We start from the raw sequence: 21,505 nt of genomic DNA, 5'->3' as shown, positions 1-21,505 counted from the left end.
CGTAGAAATATGACTGACTTCCACATCCTAATTACGACCTAAAAGTGTTAGCAGTCTCTTGATCGTCTGCCTGTTGCAACTAACAACTAAAGCTAAAATAAAACATGCTACCTCATTTTGGCAACATGTCATCTGTTCCTATTTACAGCAATGCCTCAAATTCAGCGACTGACATACCTAATTGCTGACTGGCAACCTCCGAAGTCAGAAGACCTTGACGGACTAAATTTGCTAACATCGCGAAACTACCTTCAGCTTTCCCGAGCTCCAGTCCCTGTTCAATGCCCTCTGCACGACCACGTTCTAAACCTTTTTCTTCAGCTTGTTCCAAGGCATAGTCCTGTGCCAACAATGCCTGTTCTTCTCGCCTGCGTTGTTCACTAAACATTTTCCTGTCCTCCTCGGACCAGCTCTTGTAGTCCAGCAGTTGGTCTGCTTGGCTGATGGCTCGCTCGGGTTGCTGAGTAAAGGGCTTGTTACCGAAAAACTCCAACCATGGTTTACGAACCTCGTCTTTGCTGGTTTCTCTGTATTTGTTAGATCTTATTTATGATGGTTCTTCAATAGCGCTTCAAACTCCGCGACTGGCATGCCTAATTGTTCACTCGCAAATTCAGAAGTTAAAACATGTTGGCGTACTAAATCAATAAAGGTAAAGATTTGTCCTTCAGCTTTCCCCTGTTCAATACCTTCTGCCCTAGCAGTTTCCAAAGCATAGTCCTGTGCCAATAATGCCTGTTCTTCTCGCATACGTAGTTGACTAAACATTTTCCTGTCCTCCTCGGACCAGCTCTTGTAGTCTAGCAGTTGGTCTGCTTGGCTAATGGCTCGCTCGGGTTGTTGAGTAAAGGGCTTGTTCCCGAAAAACTCTAACCACGGCTTGCGAACCTTGTCTTTGCTGGTTTCTCTGTATTTTTTCAGTTCCAAGAAAGCCATCTTAACCAGATGGTTTTCCTGACCATTGTTTGTAATTGTTAAAATCTCACCCGTCGTGTCTTCGCGCATGCTGAAACTGTGGAAAGCCAAGTCATCTGAGAAGTAGTTGCTGTCCACAATTGCAATGGCATAAACGGGGGCGATGTGTTTGTAACTCTGGTGGGTATCACCTTCACGTTGACGAATTTTTTCTAGGTTTTGATTGACCTGACTACATAGGTAAGCCCACAGGCGATTGATGAAAAAATTCTGATGATGCACCTGAATCTCAATAATTACCTGAGTACCATTGTCCAACTCCGCCAAAACATCTATACTGGTATAAAAATCCTGCGCTGAGTAGGGCATGGAAGGCAAGACGTGAATATTACTTCCCTCCAAAATGGTCACATTTTTGGCTGGCAAGTCCAGCATATCGCGAATAAATTGACAAGTGATTTCTGGGTTGCTGAAGATTTTCTTAGCAACCAAGTCGTTGGTTGGGCTGATGCCCGGATGTCTTAAAGTCATCCATTTCCTCCTTCTATTATACCATAGTTTTAAATCTAATTTTGCTAGATTCGATGGTTCTATCTATTTATTCGGAAAAGAAATGAATTGTGAAGATATTTTATCTCGTTTCAACTAAAATATGAGCTTGATCCATCAGTTGTCCATCAACAGTCAGATTTAGATAAAAATCTAAAGTCTTATCAGCAGCAAAATACAGGGTTGGTATGCTCAAGTCTTTTTTGCTTTCCCCTGCTTGGAATTGAAGGACTTGAATCTCATCCTGATAGGCGACACCATGGACACCTGTCCCCGGTTGAATCGAAATCTTAGCCTCCAAAGGAGTGTCACTTTCGCTACGTTCAACCCTAAAATGAAGAGTCTCTCCCTTTGCTACAGCTAGACTTTTTTCTACAAATGCTAGTCCCTGAACAACTTCTTTTTGTGATAAGCTAGGAGTTTTATAGAGAGAAATCTTGGTCAGTACAGGTAAATCCTGTGCCTCTGTAATCATCACGCGCACCTTTTGCGCCTCTACTAGCGAACCTCGCAAGAGGCGCTTATGACCAATTGTAAAGCCCCTACCAAATTCCTGCCAGACGCCGTCCACCTCTATTTGCACATGAAAAGCAGCGATTCGTTGCCCTAGCTTCAAATCTTCTCTTAACTCAATTACATCAAAAGTTTTAGGAGAACCTAAGTCGAGTTCTAACTGGATTGGCAAGTCTACATCGCTTGCCCAAGAACTGGTCTCAAGGCCATCTGTCAGATGATGACAGGCAAAGTCTGTGGAAAGAGCTGGACCAGATACCTCAGATCCCAGAGCCAAATCTTCTTTATAGAGCTCATTGCGATAGGCCGCAAATTCATAGAGACGTTCAATATCCTTTGCATCAAAGAGCCCATCTTGATTCGGCGGAATATTGAGCAAGAGAGGCGTGCCCCTCCCTACCGAGTGAAAATAAATCTCTACCAACTCCTCAAGTGACTTAGGATCCTGATCTTCATGGTAAAACCAGCCCGGCCGGATGGAAACATCTGCCTCACCGATTGAAAAAATCGTGCCCGAGGGATCTCCGTGCTGAAGATAGTCCAGCTCTGCTTCTGTTCCTAGTTTGTCAGGATCCACCTTTTGCCACAGTGGATCACCTGCATACCCTCGTTCATTGCCAATCCAGCGAATGCTGGTGTCTTCTGTTGAAAAAATCAAGCAATCACCCTGCAGCTCACGAATGGTTTCAAACCATTTTTCAAATTCATAATTGACCTTTTGAGCGCCCTCTCCTCTAGCTCCATCCATCCAGACCTCAGCAAATTTCCCTCCATTTCCATAGGCAGGATTTGATAAAATCTCCTTCAGTTGAGCCAGATAATAGGCATTATAGTCCGCTTCTCGGTCCACATGATAGAGTGGGCTGTGGGCATCCCACGGTGACAGGTAGACCCCCATATCCATATCAAATTCTGTAGCAGCTTGGGATACTTCAAGGAGCAAGTCTCCCTCTCCACTCCTCCAAGGACTGGCCTTAACCGAATAATCTGTGTGAGCTGTCGGATAAAGGACAAAGCCATCGTGGTGCTTGACCACCAAAATCAACTTTTTGAAGCCCGTTTCCTTGAGTACGCGAACCCACTCACGCGCGTCTAACTGTGTCGGGTTAAAGCGTTCAGGATCCTCCTGACCTGTCCCCCATTCCTGATTATAAAAAGTATTGGGTCCAAAATGGATAAAGGCTGCTAGTTCATCCTCTAAATAAGCTAGCTGGGCCTGACTAGGCAAGGGGCCATGCGGTTTTATTTCTCTTACCATATTACTTCCTATCTACATTTTTCTTTACTTTTTTTGCATACACTTGCAATTCTGTTAACGCTAGGGGACTGGTCAAGCCTTCAAATCGAAGACGAAGGGCATAGGTTTCCACCTTGTCAAATTCAAAACGAAGCTCCTCATCCTTGTCACTTGACACTTTTCGGATAGCTGATACAGGGCGCCAATTATCCTCTTGCTTGAGCAGAGAATCCTTGTCCAAATGGTTGGGAGTCCGAGGCAAGCTAGGCTCATTCCCTACATAATAATCAATATGGGTAGGATTCACCGCCACATAGTCTTGATTTTCAACATAATACAAGGTCACATTATCCACAAATCGAGGTTTTAAAATCCCTGCATCTCCAAAAAGAATGCCGACGCCGGCTTCCTCTGACTTGGCAATCCAAGTATTGGCTGTCGATTTCTTCCGAGCAATGACCTTGTCATTGAGGTAAGAGGCTGGGTGATTCGGCTCTGAGTGAGAAGCAAAGACCAGAGGCAGGTTGGACCCTGTCCACTGATTGGAAATGACTTCCCCATCTACACTGGCATCTGTCACATGAATGGTGACTGTTGCTGGCAATTCACATCCCGCTACTTGTCCTATAAGTACACACTCTCCTACCTGAGCATAGACTTGGGGATCGAGTTCATCCCAAGTCACCTTGACCGTATCTCGTCTGCCATCTGATAAGACTAGCTTGACTCGATCTGGTAAGTGTGGGGCTTCCTTGACAAGCGTCCAAACCCTTTCAGGCTCAATAGCGCAAATCCCTTGGACACAAACCTGAGCAGAAGCCTTTAAATCCAGACCTTCTAGCTGACCAGATACCGTAAACTCATGAAATCTTGCCAAAGCTTGCTCAGGAATCTCCTCCCAAACAACCTTGACTCGTTTTGCACCCCCGAACTCATAGTCCACCAAGACTGAAGATGGCAACTGTGGATAAGTCCCCTTATCTGTATACAAGCGAAGTGGTCGTACAAAAACTGCCTGCCCTAGTGAGGTATTTTCTGCAACCTGCAAATGAGTTTGATAGGTCTTCCCTTGATAAATGGCGTGAATAGCCAAGTCCCCTGCAGACAAGCAATGAAGCACTCCCTGCTTGATAATGGCGTGGGCACTGCCACTCGTCTCCCAAATCACTTCACTATTCCCCACCTTATTCACAGGGTTATCCACAGTTTGTGGATAAAGTCCAATAGCTGGGGAATCCCCTTCTTGTAATCCTGCCTGCTTGTCCACTCGAATCTCAAACAAGCGCTGATTTTTCACTGGTTGGAAAGCCAAAGCCTCTCCCACTAAGAGATCAAAACTTGCTGGCTCTAGCCCTCTAGCACTGGCTTTTACTCTGACTAGACCTGCCTGCTCCAAGCTCTGAACCAAAAGTACACCTCTGCCATGAAAGGCTTTCCTCTTAAACCGACCATTTTTCTGGGCTTGGTAACGTTCACGACTGGCCTGCCTGCCATTATCCACACCTACAATGCGAGCAGGGCCTTCAATTTCAAAATGAAGCTGATTGGAAGCAGTCGGCACCCAATTTCCAGCTTGGTCCAATACATCAAAATAAAGACAGAGGAGATCTTGCCCATCTGGCTCCAGTTGTGTTTTCTCGGCATGTAACCCGATTTTGGCTGGCTTACCTGCAGTCACCACCTTATCTTCTGCCACAAGCTGACCTTGACAGTCATAGGCCACAGCACGCAATTCTCCCGGTTGATAAGCCAAAGGCCATTCGAGATAGAGTTGATCAGAACCTTCTCCCTCTTGGTATTTTCTGCCATCTGAAGTCCATTTTTCCTGAAAAGTCTTCCTGCCTTTGGATTTTCCATTTAGAAATAGCTCTACAGAACCAGCATTTGAATACACTCGAACAGGGATATCCCCATACTTATCCACAACTTGTTGATAACTCTTGTGGATTTCCCAATTCCAGTGAGGTAAGATATGAACCATGGGATGCTGATCTAGGTCCACCCACTGACTTTGGTAGAGATAATAGTCATTTTTAGGAATCCCTGCTGTGCCCACTATCCCAAAATAGGAACTCTTTACAGGCGTGTCATTTTGGTTGTGCCAAGGAGTCGGTTCGCCGATATAGTCCACTCCTGTCCAGATAAACTGACCCGCATAGTCTAGCCGATTTCTATCTGCTATCCAAGAAGCCGTCGCCGTCTTCCCCCAAGGAACCCGGTCATTGCCATAGTCTGACTGTTCAAAATTCCGCACGCGGCGATTATCTCCAACCCATTCCTTAGCTGGGCGAAAATAGCTATCACGCGTCCTTGTAGCCGATGAGGTTTCAGAGCCGTAAAGTCGCCACTTGGGATGTCTTTTGCGAATCCCGTCAATATTGTCTTCCGAGTAATTCAAACCCACCACATCCAGCAAATCAGCAATCTTTTCATGACCTCCAGAACCATCTCCGAAGCGGAACTGATCCATTCCCATGGTCACAAAACGGCTATCATCAACCTCCTTGACCCTTTCTAGCAAGCGTTTGATAGTCTTCAATGAATGAGCATCTCCATTTGCTTCGCTGACTTCATTTCCCAAGGACCACATAAAAATGGCTGGATTGTTCTTACCACGTTCAATCATAGTGCGCAAATCATAATCTGACCAGAAATCGCCTGCTTCCGCTTCTGGATGAGTCGCTTCTTCCTCAAAAAAGCGACCATAATCATATTCTTTCTTGCCTCCATACCAGGTATCAAAGGCTTCTTCTTGGATGAGTAAGCCCATTCTGGCAGCCACATCCAGCAAAATGCTACTGGCTGGATTATGTGTGATTCGAATAGCATTGACGCCCATTTCCTTCATCTGGCGCAAGCGTCTCTCTGCAGCTGACCTGTTTTCCACAGCTCCCAGCGCTCCGTAGTCATGGTGCAGACAAACTCCATGAATCTTCAACCAGCGACCATTTAGAAAGAAGCCCTTATCCGCTTGCCAATCCATATAGCGGTAACCAAAGGTCTCCTCTTCTTCATCAACTAAAATTCCATTTTTGTAAAGGTGAGTCTTCAATTGGTAAAGGTGAGGATGATCAATATCCCAAAGCAAGGGTTGAAAAATTGATATTGCTTGTTGGAAATGATGTTTGTCCCCAGCTTCAATCACTACAGAATCTGTCGCCTGCCAGTCTGACAGTTGCTGCCCATCATACCAGATACCCTGTTCCAAATACACCGACACAGACTGAGAGCCATCATTTGAAACCTTACTTGTAAGCTGAGTTTCCACCCATCCATCTCTTTGTTTCTTTAGCTTGGGATTTTCTATCTTAATCCCATATAAATCCAGATGCACCGAATCTGTAATCAATAATTTTACTTCTCGGTAAATACCGCTACCAGAATACCAACGACTGCTAGGTTGCTGATTTTCCACAAAAACCGCAAGCTGGTTGGCCGTCCCATCATTTCTTAGATAAGGCGTGATATCATAAGAAAAAGGCGTATAGCCACTGGGATAATAGCCCAGCACTTGCCCGTTGATATAGACTTGGGCATTCATGTAAACTCCATCAAACAACAAACGTACCGATACAAGACTGGCATCTTCTTCCAAGTAAAACTGTGTCCGATACCAGGCTTGACCACCATTTAACTGACCACCCTCATTTTGCGCTGGCGAATACTGGTCAAAATCATTGTAAATACTCCAGTCATGTGGCACTTGAATGGCCTGCCAATTTCCCCTCTGAAAATCCGACGCCAAGGCCTCTTCCTTCCCCACCTCTTGGCTAAAAAACCAGTGATTTCGTAAAACTTCTTCTCTTCTCATACAAGCATTCCTCTTTAAACGACTCGATTTACTTGACTATAGCACAAAACAAAAGCGCTTTCAAGATTTCCTCCATCACTCCCTAAATACTCAGAAAAGATTCTATAATTTGTGGAAAAGTCTTTTAATCCTCAAGCCTAAAAGTCAACGCAAAAAGAGCCTGTTGCCAAGCTCTTTGTACTCAATGAAAATCAAAGAGCAAACTAGGAAACTAGCCGCAGGTTGCTCAAAACACCGTTTTTAGGTGGTAGATAAGACTGACGAAGTCAGTTACATATATCTACGGCAAGGCGACCGTAGTTTAAAGAGATTTTCGAAGAGTATTAGTCTATTATTTCTTCTCAGCGCGGAGGGCTGACAAGATTTGTGTACGGATATCATCTACACCATTTGGCGTATTTGGTAAAAAGATGGTTTGATTTCCTTTAGAAGCAAAGGTATTCAAGGTATCCAAATACTGGTTGGTCAAAAGGATGGACATGATTTGTTCTTCTGTCATGCCAACATTGGCTTCCTTGAGTTCAGTGATAGACTCTGCCAATCCATCCACAATCGCCTTACGTTGTTGGGCAATCCCCACACCATGAAGGCGGTCTTTTTCTGCTTCGGCTTCAGCTGCAGTGACGATTTTAATCTTGTCAGCTTCCGCCAATTCTTGCGCTGCGACCCGCTTACGTTGCGCCGCATTGATTTCATTCATGGATTGCTTAACTTCTGCATCTGGTTCGACCTTAGTAATCAAGGTTTTCACGATAATATAACCGTAAGTTGTCATTTCTTCCGCTACTTGGTGTTGAACTTCAAGGGCAATCTCATCTTTTTTCTCAAACAATTCATCCAAGGTTAATTTTGGAACAGAAGAGCGAAGAGCGTCTTCGATATAAGATTTAATCTGAGATTCTGGACGCATAAGTTTATAGTAGGCATCTGTCACGCTCTGCTCGTTGACACGGTACTGGGTCGCTACATTCATCATAACGAACACATTGTCCTTGGTCTTAGTCTCAACCACAATATCACTTTGCAACAAGCGCAACTGAATCCGAGCTGCAATCGAGTCAATCCCAAAAGGCAAGCGAATATGAATACCGCTATTGGCAACCTTTTGGTATTTCCCAAAGCGTTCAATAATCGCCACCGACTGCTGACGAACCACATAAACTGTACTCAGTGTGACTATCACCAATAGGAGCACACAAACCACCACAAAAATCATCAAAAATGTTGCCATTATCGTGACCTCCATTATTATTTTTCCTGTATTATAGCACATTTAAAGAAGGCTGTGCAGTTTTTACTGCGATTTTTCCTGAAATGTCAATAATTAGAGGTAAATTGTCACATTGTCGTCAAATCTCTTGCTAAAACAACTCTTTATAAAAGGCAATCGTTTCTTCTAAGGTTGGCATAAATGGATTTCCTGGTGCGCAGGCATCAATCAAGGCATTCTTAGAAAGGTATTCAAAGTCGAAATCTTTTTCTTCAATACCAAGTTCAGTCAATTTCTTAGGAATACCTACTGTCTCAGAAAGCTTCTCAATCTCAGCAATTGCGTAATCGGCACACTCTTCATCTGATTTACCTTCTACATGAAGTCCCAAGGCTTTAGCAACATTGCGGAAAGCTTCTGGTACACGTTTAGCATTTTCACGTTCTATAACTGGTAACAACATGGCACAACAAACACCATGTGGCAAGTTATATACTGCACCGAGTTGGTGAGCCATTGAGTGAACATAGCCAAGACCAGCATTATTAAAGCTCATACCACCAAGGAAGATGGCATTAACCATACCTTCACGCGCTTCAATATCGTGTCCATTTGCTACGGCACGAGGAAGATATTCCTTGATAAGCTCAATAGCACCAATAGACAGTTTCTTGGTCACATCATAAGCACCAGGTGTTACCAAAGCTTCAACAGCGTGCGTCAGAGCATCCATACCAGTAGCAGCAGTCAGGCCTTTAGGTTTGGAAAGCATGAGTTCCGGGTCATTAACAGAGATAAGAGCAAGGCTATTCTTGTCAACCATTACCATCTTAACCTTGCGTTCTTCGTCGGTAATCACATAGTTAATGGTAATTTCTGCTGATGTACCTGCAGTAGTATTGATTGCCACAACTGGCAAGCCTTTTTTAGCAGACTTATGAAGCCCTTCATAATCCTGTGGTTTTCCACCATTTGTAGCCATGATAGAGATACAACTAGCTGCATCCTGTGGAGAACCACCACCAAGACTGATGATAAAATCACATCCATGTTCTTCCAAAGCAGCTACCCCATCTGTGACATTCTTACAAGTAGGGTTTGGCTCTACATCGCTAAAGATGACATATTCGATTCCTTCTGTATCCAGTGGTTTTAAAACCTTAGGTAAAATATCACTTCCTTCGATGAACTTATCTGTCACCAAAAGCGCCTTTTTATAGCCAAGTTCCTTGATATAAGGACCCACTTCATTTACAACACCTTTACCAATAAGGTTGACTGCCGGAACATAAAATGTAGCCATATAATTTTCCTCCTGCGCCTTCGCGCTATTTACTTAACATCATTATATTACTTTTTGTATTCGTTTTCAATTATTTGTGAATTATTTAACAAATATTTTTAAAAGGATAGGAGGGACGTAAGTTCACCTCCTATATAAACAAGTTTTATTTATGTAGTGGTCCCAACAACTGACATGCACGATAGTCTGCTGATTCTAGATCTTCTGTTCCAAATAAGGACCAATTTTTAGGTCTAAAGATATCTTCCTCAGGTACATTATGCATATTGACAGGAATTCTCAACATAGAAGCCAAGGTAATCAAGTCTGCTCCAATGTGGCCATATGTTATGGCTCCGTGATTAGCTCCCCAATTATTCATGACGTCATAGACAGACTTGAAAGCACCTTTTCCTGTCAAACGTGGAGCAAACCAAGTAGTTGGCCATCCTGGATCTGTACGATTATCTAAAGTATGGTGAACATCTTCAGGAAGTTCAAGTGTGTAACCTTCTGCAATTTGTAGCACTGGACCAACTCCTTTTAAAAGATTGAGACGTACCATTGTTACTGGCATATCCCCCTTCGTCAAGAAACGAGTTGAGAATCCTCCTCCACGGAAGTATTCGCGGTTTGCTGGTGGGAAGTCTGTATTTTCAAGCATAGCCTGCACTTCACTTTCTTCCAACTCCCAGAATGGTTTCATAACAGGTTTGCCATCTCTAGTAGCTTGACCTGTACCATCTAATGTACAAGAACCCGAGTTGATTAGATGTAAGAATCCATCTGCAGCTCGACCCTCTAAAGTATGTCCCGTTACACGTTTAACAGCCTCTGGACTCCAATAAGTACGCACATCAGCAAAGATTTGTGGGGTATTCGTCAATAAGTAATTAAAGAGCATAGACACACCATTTAGTGAATCATTCTCTGTCGCAAATACAAATGGTTTTCGAATACCATTCCAGTCAAACTGAGTATTGAGAAAAGTTTCCATAAAATCTCCATTTGGAAAATGGTCTGTCCACTGACGTTGACCTTGGAAACCAGCTACTAAAGCGTGGTGACCAACTGATTCTTCCTCAAAACCAAGCTCTGCTAAACGAGGATTTCCCTGCATAAGATCTCGACCAATCATGAACATTTTTACAACAAATTCCCATTGTTTTTCTTTTTCTTCTTTAGAAAGAATCAAATCTTCACGATTTCGGTCAACACCTTCTTTGATATGTTCTTTTACCCAAACCATAGCACGTTCGAACTCTTCTGGGTCATAAATACCACGGTCAATACGGCGCGTGAACTCCGTCATATCTACCGATTCATTTCGCATTCCTAGGTATTCTTGGAAGAAATCTGGATTCACAATAGAACCACCAATCCCCATTGATACACTACCCATTGATAGGTAAGCAGTGTCTCGCATCAAGCCAGTTGCAAGAGCTGCACGCGCATAGCGTAAAAGTTTTTCTTTGACATCTCCTGGAATATCTGTATCACTAGCTTCCTGAACATCTCTTCCATAAATCCCAAAGGCTGGAATCCCTTTTTGAGCATGTGAAGCTAGAACAGCTGCAAGATAGACAGCCCCTGGACGTTCTGTCCCATTAAATCCCCAAATAGCATGAGGAATATCTGGAGACATATCCATAGTTTCACTACCATAACACCAGCATGGTGTGACTGTAATTGTTGCACAAACATTTGATTTTTTGAACAATTCATGTGAAGCTGCAGCCTCTGGAACACGACCAATAGTAGATGGAGAAATCACGCATTCCACAGGTTCTCCATCTGGATATTTCAATGTACTTGAAATAAGATCTGCCACACTTTTAGCCATGTTCATTGTCTGTACTTCAAGTGATTCGCGTACACCTTGACGACGACCATCAATAGTCGGACGAATACCAATACGTGGATGTTGGATCATAATACTTTCCTCTTATTTTTCTGTTTCTTTTATACTACCATCGCCATTATATTTACGGTAGCCTGGGTGACGACCTGTAACCTTATAATTTTCTCGCATTGAGAATAGACGTTCTAAAGTCGGACGAGCAATTTCTTGTTCTTCAATACCTTTTGTAGACAGTAACATTCTTCCATGGAAGGTTGTTTTTGCTACTAATTCTAAAGTTTCCATACGGTAATATGCTGTAATGACATCGCTTCCGACAGTCAGAGCTCCATGATTTTCTAATAGCATGACATCATGATCTGGTAGATAAGGTGTAATTGCTTCTGGCACTTCCATTGTAGACGGAACTCCAAATGGAGTTATAGGAATTGCCCCAACCACAATCGCGCTCTCAATTAGTGAATAAGTATCTAAAGGAATATGTGCAAGAGCAAATCCTGTTGCAATCGGTGGATGCGCGTGAACAACCGCACGGACATCCTCACGTTCTTCGTAACAACGAATGTGCATTTTAATTTCACTAGAAGGGCGGTAATTACCTTCTGCTTCTAAAATCTCTCCTTTGAGATTTAACTTCACCAGCTTTTCTGGAGTAATAAAACTTTTGCTGATGCCAGTAGGAGTTGCAATAATGATATCCTCATCTAATCGAACAGATACATTCCCATCGTTTGCAGCAACCCAACCAAGTTGCCACATCTTATGACAAACATCACAAATCTGTTCACGAATTAATTTTTCATCTTGAGACATAAACTCACTCCTTTCTAAAAATGAAGTTCGAATTCAAGATTTCCGTTACTGTTAATGGTAATAGTAACCGTATGATTTTCCTGATCAAAATTGAGAGATGGCTGATCATAGGAATTATTTGTTCCTGTTAATGAATGAATAGTAGGAAGTTTATCTATACCTTTTAATACTATCTTTGTAACCCTTTTCTCTCCAAACTGAGTATCTTTGATATAATGTTCATCAATCCACTTAATCGCACCTTTTTTGGTCAATTGTGGTAGTTCCCTTGCCTGATTTGCATCTTGAGCATTAGACCATAGTGAATCTTTATTTGTTCTAAAATTATTTAAATTCACTTTCAATCCATTACTTATTCTCTCAAAAATACCATAGGTATGAGGTTCAAATTCAACATCCATTTCTAAAGAATTAAATTTTAATTTTCCAGTCTGTTTAACATTCTCATTTACCTTATAATTATAGACAAACCATCTATTATCTAATTTCTGAGCAAAGATATCTCCATCATAATTCGTAGGATACAGCTTATTCAAGTATTCTTTTCTAGCCTGAGTAGAGCTAAATTCTGGGGAAGTGATCTCCTTAATCTGAATACGAGTACCAGAAACAGACTCTTTCAATTTATCTGTTTTTAAAATACCTGGAATAGCTGGAATAACATTATAACGACCAGTCATGTATAATGGAGTTTGTTCTCTATCAGTATTTACGTTTACAAAGAACTTACCATTTCCTTTATTTGAATAGTCTCCATGTATGAATACTTTTGTATCCTCAAGTACCTTTTCTTTAGATGGTGCTGGATGTGCTATTACATATCTAAAAAATTCTTTTATTACTTCGCTAAAGAGTAAGCTTTCTTTATTATTTACACCATAGGTATAAGCTGGATGTTCAAAATTATAAACTACACCTCCATTAAGGTAAACCCCTAAAGCCTCTTCTCCTAGCATAGACTCTGGTTCAGTCAACCATTGTCTATCTCCTTGACTTTTTCCGATATTACCAGTTGCAAACAGTTTCCATTTACCTGTCTCATACCACTTCCAAGTATCCATCAAACCACCCCATTGATAAGTATGATTTGATAGCCAAAGTCCCTTCATATAACTTTCTGTAGTTGAATCATTTCCCTCGGCAGCAGGTGTATTTTTGAACATGAAAATAAGGTTCTTCCAGTACTTATCAACAGATTTCTGAAATGCTATCTTACCGTTTTTTCCAAATGCTTTTTCTATTGCAGAACCATTATTTTGTTCAGCCCATATAAAATATCCTCCATTTTTAGCTGATACTTTTAAGTAATCTGCCGCCTTATTTTCAATATCATTTGCCCAAATCCAATAATTCTCTGTACTGAAAATACCATGCAAATTTGGATATTTTTGATACATTTTATCAATCCAGCTGGTACTTAACCAATGTGCCGAAGTATAATAAGGCATATTACCAGCAGTGTAAACCGTCAGAATAACTGGAATTGGTTCATTTTTTCCAGTCTTAGGATTTACATATTTCGCTGCTTCTTCTAACATATGTTCATAAAAATCTCTAGCAGCTCCATCTCTTTTAGGAAGATCATCTGGATGTAATTGTATAACAGTATATGGTTTTAAGTCATCTGGTATATGCTCCCACTTACCTGTTAATGTATCTCCTCCCCAAAAAGTATATTTCCCTTTGTTAAACTCTTCTCCGTTAGCATATAAAGGCATCATAAGTAACGGATGTTCATTATTAATTTCACGACGTTTATCAACTTCTGACCAATCATTAGGATTCTTAAATTTACCATTTGCCATAAACAAGGCTCCACCTAAAACCAATTCGTCAGCCCATGTATGTTTTCCTGAATATGATTTAAGTTCTATCGTCTGTGTATCTTTTGGAATTTCAACATCAACCAGAAATGCCGATGTATCATACTTAATTCCTTTCGGATATTTTGAATCTGATGAGTAAATGACTTTACCATCCGCAACAACTTCAAATTTTTGAATATCTGCGTAATCTGAATTTAAATGATTGGCGCTCCTATCAATTCCGACATAGGAAATAAATCTTGTAACATTAGCACCCGAAACATCATATTTTATACTAGACGGGTTACTTGCTACAGTTCCCAATCCTTTATTAAATTCTATTTCCTTCCCGTCAATTAATAATTTTATTTTATTATTTGCACCGTTATTACCAGGTGTAAACGGTTTATCTTTCTGAACTGTTTTTGATTTATCGTCATCACCATGAGTAGCATCAACCCATTCTAAATCAGAAAGATATACTCCTCCATTAATTCCTTTATTAAGAAGATCTGGAGTTATAGTTTGAGTACTAACAGTTTTAATAAGTTTAGCATCAGCAAATACAACTTCATCACCCCATGTATGTTCTCCTGAGAATGATTTTAAGGATATTTTTTTAGCGTTTTGTGGAATTGTCACACTAATAAATTGTGCCTGGGTATTATATCTGAATCCATCTGGATTAGTTACATTACTGGAATAAACTACTTCTCCATCTATTTCTATTTCTATTTTATCCACTACTGCGTGGTCTGCTCTAGAACTATTAGCACTTTGATCAATTCCTATATAAGTTTCAAATTTTTCAAATCCTTGACCACTAATATCATAGCTGATTACAGACGGGGAATCTGCGACTGTCCCTATTCCTTTATCAAAATACTTAACTTTATTGTCAGAAGTAAGTAATGAAATTTTAGTATGTTCTCCTTTATTTCCTGTTGTAAATGGAGCATCTTTTTGTACTGTTTTTGTTTTATCTACATCACCATGAGTTGCAGAAGACCAATCCATATCTGAAAGATATGTCATCTCCGTATCAGTTTCTTGATCTTTAGTAATTGGTTTTCTTAAGTTATTCACTGTTACTCTAGCAGTTTCAGTACTAGCTCTGTCATTAGAATTACTTTGGACTACATCTGCATAAACCAATTTACTTCCTAAAAAACTTGTTAAAACAGCCGTAGCTATTAAAATCTGTTTTGCTATTTTTTTATTTTCCATTTTTATTTCCTCATTATTTACATACAACTTCCTCAATAACAAATAATTTTGTAAGATATTCTGGAACACATAGTGCTAAATTACTTAAACTGACTTTTATTCCAGCATTCATTAATTCATCTCCATAAAAGAACTCATCAAATCCAGATACGGAATAGCATTTATCTTTATCTAAACCACTAAAATAAACTCTTGTATAACCTGGATTCAACTTACTATTCAATTGAGCATACAGTAAAATCGACTGGCATTTATTCTTTGAAACAACTTGCCAACTAGCAGAATCACAACTAAAAGGACTGTTTATCCTATAAAAATCCCCATATTGAAACAATGAACGATATTTTTTATAAAACTGAATTTGTTCTCTCACTTGTTCTTTTTCTTCTACCGACAATCTCGTAACATCTAATTCATAACCGAAAGAACTAAAATAAGCTACATTTGTCCTAGTGTCCAAACTCGTTTGTCTTCCACTTTGTTCATTTGGAGAAATAGAAACATGGGCTGTCATCATTGATGGAGAATATCCATAAGAAGTTCCATGCTGAATTTTCAATCTTTCTATCGGGTCCGTATCATCACTCGTCCACGCTTGCGGTGCATAATACATAAGTCCTAAATCAAAACGTCCACCACCTGATGAACAAGATTCAAATAGAACTGAAGGGAACTTAGTTATTAAACGATCTAATAACTGATAAAGACCTAAGATATATCGATGACCAAATTCCATCTGCTGTTCAGAATCAAGTTCAATACTATAAATATCTGTTATATGACGATTCATATCCCATTTGATATAATCCAGATTTGTTTCGATTATGATTTTAGAAATAGAATCAAAAAGGTAATCAACAACTTCCTGTCTCGTCAAATCCAACACATATTGATTTCTTCCTACTGACTTCTCTCTGTCTAACAAATGGATAGTCCAATCGGCATGATTCTTGTACAAATCACTATCAATAGAAATCATTTCAGGCTCAAACCACAAACCAAATTGTAAACCTATTTTGTGAATTGCATCTGCAAGAAATCCAATACCTTCAGGAAGGCGACTTCTATCTGTTACCCAGTCACCCAGAGAACTTTTGTCATCTTTCCTATGACCAAACCAACCATCATCCAGTACAAATAATTCTATCCCTAAATCTTTAGCAGCCTTTGCTAAATCTAAAATTTTTTCTGTACTCAAGTCAAAATAAAATGTTTCCCAACTATTGAGTATTATAGGACGACTAGCTTGAGAAAAATTAGGATTAACTAAATGATGTCGATAAAAATCTGATAGTTGTTGGCTCATCTGATTCATCCCTTGATCAGAATAGGTCACAATTGCTTCTGGTGTCACAAAACTTTCGGCAGGATTTAATAAAAAACGAAATTCTACTGGATTTATTCCTACCGTTACTCTAGCGGTGTCAAAATGGTCAACTTCAATCATATTTTGAAAATTTCCAGAATAGATAAAGTTAAAACCATAAACCTCACCACTATGCTCTGTAGTTTCCCTCCTTGATAGCATAAAGAAAGGATTTTGCTGAGGACTTGATGAGTATCTCAAGCTATCTATTGCTTGAATACCTGGTCTAAGCGAAGTTCTATATAACTGACGTTCCCTCAGCCATGCTCCAGAAAATTGAATAAAGTCATATTGACTATCAGGTAGATCTAGCTGTAAGCTCATTGCTTTCAAAAGAGTCAACTTATTATTGCTATTATTTAAAAATTCCGTATTTCTAACTAAGACATTGTATTCCGGAAAAATTGTGTAATTTAGTCTAACAGTTAAATCTAATATGGAATCTGTTAAAATAATCGTTAATGTTTCTGCACACTGACCAATATCATCAAATGTTGAAGGTAGAGAGTTAAGACGATTTTTCCCTTTTTTAAGTTCAAAACCTTGATATTTTAGTGTCGTTATCCTACTACCATTCATTCCTTGAACTTGAAAGGCTGGATGCCGAAAATCTCCTTTCCCATATGAAGAATATTCATTTTGTATCATAGACTGTTGAATATCCTCAAATTCTTCAGAAAAAGATACTTCAAATCCTCTTTTTTCATAGGCCATCAATTGGTTATAATTTTCCTTGACATGAATCCTTTTCCCAAAATATAGATGTTGAAGTTCCCCATTTTCTAAAATTCTAAAAATATAACTACTATCTTTCATTTCCAAATGAAAAACGGTCTCGTCCTTATTAATATAAATCGTCATCTCTACCTCACAATTTTTTCTTTACTTCTTCAGTATCACGATAGAGTACGGTTCCAATTCTATCTCATCTTCTTGAATAGTAAAATCTCCAATTACTCTGGTAAAATTCTCTATCGAAAGATTCTCTATTTTTATTTTTTGTTTAATCTGAGCAGGATTTCTCAGAGAGAGAATTTCAGTAGAAATCTTCTGATTGTGACACTTATAACCATAAATTTCAAATTTTTCAGGACTTCCTCCTATTTTTTTACTATATTTTAGTGTTTGATAATTCTCCTCTATCCATTTGACGGCACGAGCATTGGCTTCCCAGCGTTCTTCATCAAACATATCAAAAGAATAGTGAAACTCCCAAAAAGCATTCCCTCTTGTTGAAATAAATAATAGATAAGCTTCAAAATCTGGTATTGATGCAAACATTTGATGATCCATGTACCAGGTATTTGCACTGACAGCATAGATTGGTTCATGATTATAAAGCGACCACATAGGTAACTGTATCTCACGTTTTTCCAAAAATTCTTGATACTGAATATCTCGGTAAGTAATCATACGATTGATATCATTACCTGCATTCTCTGTAAACCCTACATCTTGAGATATTTGAATCCATAAACTATTGACCCACTGTAAAAACCATGGACTAGGATTTACATAAGAAGTCAAGTTTAACCAACAATCTTTTCCTCCTCGCTCCTTTCTTAGATCTATCAACAGTTGAATTAAGAACTCATAAACCGCTGTCATGGTATACATACCATGCGACCCACTCTTATCAGGTTTGTCAGGTTGAAGTAACCAGCCATCAATTTTCCAATAGCTGATATCGAATTCTTTTTGATATTCCAACATCTTTTTCTTCATTTGATTGAGATAGTTAAAATCAGCGACGTTTACATCATTTGAAGTATAATTTTTAGAGCCAATCCTTAACTCTGGATGTGCTTCCAACCAATCACTCATAATGATTTCTGTCCCATTATAACCACCTCTGGGACCAATCCATAATCCTAGGCTTGAACCAAATCCATTTACAAGATGTTTAATATTTCTCAAACCATTTGGGAATTTATGATTGAATTCCCAAACTGATTGATAGTTTGTCCAACCATCATCAACAACATAAGCATCTAAATGGACTCCATGATTTTCAAATCCATCTCTAATCTCAGAAAAACTTTTTAGAATACCTTCTTCTGTAATGTCGGTCATATGGTCATACCAGGAATTATACTGTTTACGGAAATAACTAGGTTGAGCTATTCCTTCCACATATTCAAAAAATGCCTCTTGAATCTCTTCTTTTTTATAGGAACCTGCACCCCCAACAATACAAGGCCACAAATTTTTCTCTTGATTAATAACCGTTCCTAAGTAATACCTTGATACATAATGTCTACCATCTACCTTGTTTTCAGACATGGGAAATTCCATTCCTAAGAAGAAAGAATTAGCATAAACAGGTTGTCCTAATTCTACATAATAGCCGGAAAAATTTGCCATTTCCTTAATACAATCTTGTCTTTTAGGATAGAAAATATGGTCTTCTGTTTCAAACTCAAAACTCTCTACCTCTACAGATTTAATAACTTCAGTAGAAGATTCTAAAACTAATTGTTTCGAAAGAACATCATCCCTTGATTCAAAGATTAAACGTAAACGAATGGAAGGATAAACAAAAGAAACCTCAATCCGCTTATCTCCCTCTTCCCTAACGATTGCTGAAAAATGATTTGAAGAAAGTCTTATACCATTCTCCAATGTAATGGTAAATTCCTCTTTCGAAACATTTTTTATCATTACTCCTGCCCGTTTGTTTACGATATCAGTAGTATAAAATCGACCATCTCCCCAAAAGAAATTACGTCTTACATTTTTATTTTCAATTTTCATATAAACTACTCTCTCAACTCAATTTTTATTACGCTATCAATCAAGTCTGGTAATGGATAGGTAAAATGAGGAACTTCTCCAAACTGTGCAAAACAAATTCCTTTATAGGCATTGGTCGTCCAGCTTTCTGAAATTTTCACCTCACTTCCATCATGAAGAAAGCTCATTCTTTTTACGTTTTCTTTACTAATGCCAAGAAGAGCTAACGGTCCTATAGGTTGTTCAAATACATGAGCATAAACCGTATTTCCATTACGAGTATAGTATCCCCAATCTGGTTTTGGTAAATTTTCATCTCCACTACATCCATAAATTGACTCACCATTTCGAGACATCCATTGATGAAAATCATCTAATATTTTCTTACTTGGATCATTAATTCTTCCCAAAGCATCTGGGCCTACATTAAGAATCATATTCCCGTTTTTACTAACACATTCAACTAACTTTCTTATCAAAGTTTGACTAGACTTATATAGATAATCTGTAGGATTATAAGCCCAATTGTTATTCATAGTTAGACAAAGTTCCCAAGGAACAGGCTCACCTTTAAAGTTTCGAATGCCTTCGTGAGGAACAATTTGCTCTGGACTAACAAAATCTCCAGCGTAAGAGGTAATTTCATCTGTAACAATACTTCCGAATCCTTCACCTGATGTTTCTAATCTATTATCTACGATAACGTTTGGCTGATAATGACGAACCATGTCTATTAATTTTGAAGCTCCCCATTTTTCACCTACCATGTCTTCATAAGAATAATCAAACCATAATATGTCAATCTGACCATAACCAGTTACAATTTCTTTAACTTGATTGTGCAAATACTCCAAATAACGGTCAAAGTTAATTTTCTCATCTCGATAGGCTTCATTTCCTCTCATTGGATGATTTAGATCAGCATATTTAGGAAAATCAGGATGATACCAGTCAATCAAACTAAAATATAACCCTACTTTTAAACCTTCAGCTCGAACGGCATCTACAAATTCTTTAACTAAATCTCTACCTGCAGGTGTATTTGTTGATTTATAATCTGTAAATTTTGAATCAAACAAACAAAATCCATCATGATGTTTAGCTGTTAAAACCATATACTTCATCCCTGCAGCTTTTGCTTGTTTAGCCCATTCTCTAGGGTTATATTCCTTAGGATCAAAAGCTCGAAAATATGGTTCATAATCTTCAATAGATAATTTCTGATGACTACGAATCCATTCCCCTTTTCCTGGAATAGAATATAAACCCCAATGAATGAACATCCCAAATCTTGCTTCTCTAAACCACTGAGTTCTACTATTGATAGTTTCAAGTGTATGTTTCATCCTTTTACTGCTCCTCCTCCTAAAGCTTCAATAAAGTATTTACTTGTAAATGCAAATAGAATGATTGGTGGTAATACGATTACAACAATCGCTGAAAAAAGACCATTATAATTAGTATTAAAACTTGTAGTAAATTGACCTAGTAATGCTGGTACTGTTAATTCATTTTTATCAATCACCAACATAGATGCCCAATAATATTCATTCCAGTTATTAATAAAGGCGAGTACTGCTGCTGTTAAAATTCCAGGTCTAGCAATTGGCAACATCACTTTCCAAAAAGTTTGAGCATATGTCGCACCATCAATCTCTGCCGCCTCCTCCAATTCTTTTGGAATAATTTCAAAATAGTTCTTTATAATGAAGAAACTCATAGCAATTCCACTACAAGAGTAGACTAGAATTAGAGCAACTGGGGTATTATAAATCCCCAACGCATTTACTAATCTATAAACTGGAAAAGTCATAGCTGTTGCTGGAATAAATAGAGTAGAATACAGCATAGAAGTCACTAACTTCTTCCCTCTAAATTCCATCCTAGCAATAACATATGAAGACATGGAAATCATAACAATGCTAATAATAACTGATATAGACACTACTTTAAAGCTATTCCAAAAGTAAGTGAAAACATGAAGTTTTGTAAAAACATTTATATAACCATCAAGAGTAAAGTCAGTTGGTAAACTAATACCTGGATTTTTCATAGGATCTGCTTTTAATGATGATAAAAAGATCCACGCAATAGGGAAAATGGAAATTAAAATGGTAAGGAGCATATAACCATATATAAGAACTTTGCCTTTTTTACTAATACCATTTATATGTGTATTCATA

Annotated in this window: 12 protein-coding genes and 1 pseudogene; all 13 read right to left on the bottom strand. The window is 38.9% G+C overall.

What is annotated here, in order from left to right:
• Positions 1 to 142: 142 nt before the first annotated feature.
• A pseudogene (locus HT732_RS07465) lies at positions 143 to 535 on the bottom strand (hypothetical protein); the annotation flags it as partial.
• 8 nt (positions 536 to 543) lie between these two features.
• Positions 544 to 1,446, bottom strand: a complete 903-nt coding sequence (locus tag HT732_RS07460) for an Rpn family recombination-promoting nuclease/putative transposase (protein WP_173254495.1) — start codon at positions 1,444 to 1,446, stop codon at positions 544 to 546.
• A 100-nt stretch (positions 1,447 to 1,546) separates the two neighbouring features.
• Complete coding sequence (locus HT732_RS07455) at positions 1,547 to 3,235, bottom strand: alpha-L-fucosidase (RefSeq protein ID WP_173254494.1); 1,689 nt, start codon at positions 3,233 to 3,235, stop codon at positions 1,547 to 1,549.
• 1 nt (position 3,236) lies between these two features.
• Positions 3,237 to 7,025 carry a sugar-binding domain-containing protein gene (locus HT732_RS07450; RefSeq protein WP_173254493.1) on the bottom strand — a complete coding sequence of 1,263 codons (3,789 nt, stop codon included), beginning with the start codon at positions 7,023 to 7,025 and terminating at the stop codon, positions 3,237 to 3,239.
• A 331-nt stretch (positions 7,026 to 7,356) separates the two neighbouring features.
• A complete protein-coding gene (locus tag HT732_RS07445; RefSeq protein ID WP_004235732.1) occupies positions 7,357 to 8,241 on the bottom strand; it encodes an SPFH domain-containing protein in 885 nt (294 codons plus the stop codon).
• A gap of 145 nt (positions 8,242 to 8,386) precedes the next feature.
• Complete coding sequence (locus tag HT732_RS07440; RefSeq protein ID WP_112444732.1) at positions 8,387 to 9,538, bottom strand: iron-containing alcohol dehydrogenase; 1,152 nt, start codon at positions 9,536 to 9,538, stop codon at positions 8,387 to 8,389.
• Positions 9,539 to 9,683: 145 nt separating this feature from the next.
• Positions 9,684 to 11,450, bottom strand: a complete 1,767-nt coding sequence (locus tag HT732_RS07435; RefSeq protein WP_173254492.1) for an L-fucose isomerase — start codon at positions 11,448 to 11,450, stop codon at positions 9,684 to 9,686.
• 12 nt (positions 11,451 to 11,462) lie between these two features.
• Positions 11,463 to 12,191 carry a class II aldolase/adducin family protein gene (locus HT732_RS07430; protein ID WP_000076086.1) on the bottom strand — a complete coding sequence of 243 codons (729 nt, stop codon included), beginning with the start codon at positions 12,189 to 12,191 and terminating at the stop codon, positions 11,463 to 11,465.
• Positions 12,192 to 12,205: 14 nt separating this feature from the next.
• Entirely contained in the window at positions 12,206 to 15,223 is a 3,018-nt protein-coding gene (locus HT732_RS07425) for a glycoside hydrolase family 98 domain-containing protein (protein WP_173254491.1), read from the bottom strand.
• Between the two features lie 13 nt (positions 15,224 to 15,236).
• Positions 15,237 to 17,450: an alpha-galactosidase gene (locus HT732_RS07420; protein WP_173254490.1), complete on the bottom strand. Its 2,214-nt coding sequence runs from the start codon at positions 17,448 to 17,450 to the stop codon at positions 15,237 to 15,239.
• Between the two features lie 21 nt (positions 17,451 to 17,471).
• A complete protein-coding gene (locus HT732_RS07415; protein ID WP_173254489.1) occupies positions 17,472 to 19,343 on the bottom strand; it encodes an alpha-N-acetylgalactosaminidase in 1,872 nt (623 codons plus the stop codon).
• A gap of 5 nt (positions 19,344 to 19,348) precedes the next feature.
• Positions 19,349 to 20,668 carry an alpha-L-fucosidase gene (locus HT732_RS07410; protein ID WP_173254488.1) on the bottom strand — a complete coding sequence of 440 codons (1,320 nt, stop codon included), beginning with the start codon at positions 20,666 to 20,668 and terminating at the stop codon, positions 19,349 to 19,351.
• Complete coding sequence (locus tag HT732_RS07405; protein WP_049522255.1) at positions 20,665 to 21,504, bottom strand: carbohydrate ABC transporter permease; 840 nt, start codon at positions 21,502 to 21,504, stop codon at positions 20,665 to 20,667. The genes HT732_RS07410 and HT732_RS07405 overlap by 4 nt, the downstream gene beginning before the upstream one ends.
• Position 21,505 lies beyond the last annotated feature (1 nt).

Origin of the sequence: Streptococcus sp. 5346 (assembly GCF_013277455.1) — a bacterium.
Classification (GTDB): domain Bacteria; phylum Bacillota; class Bacilli; order Lactobacillales; family Streptococcaceae; genus Streptococcus.
This window is presented reverse-complemented; position numbering and strand designations above follow the sequence as displayed.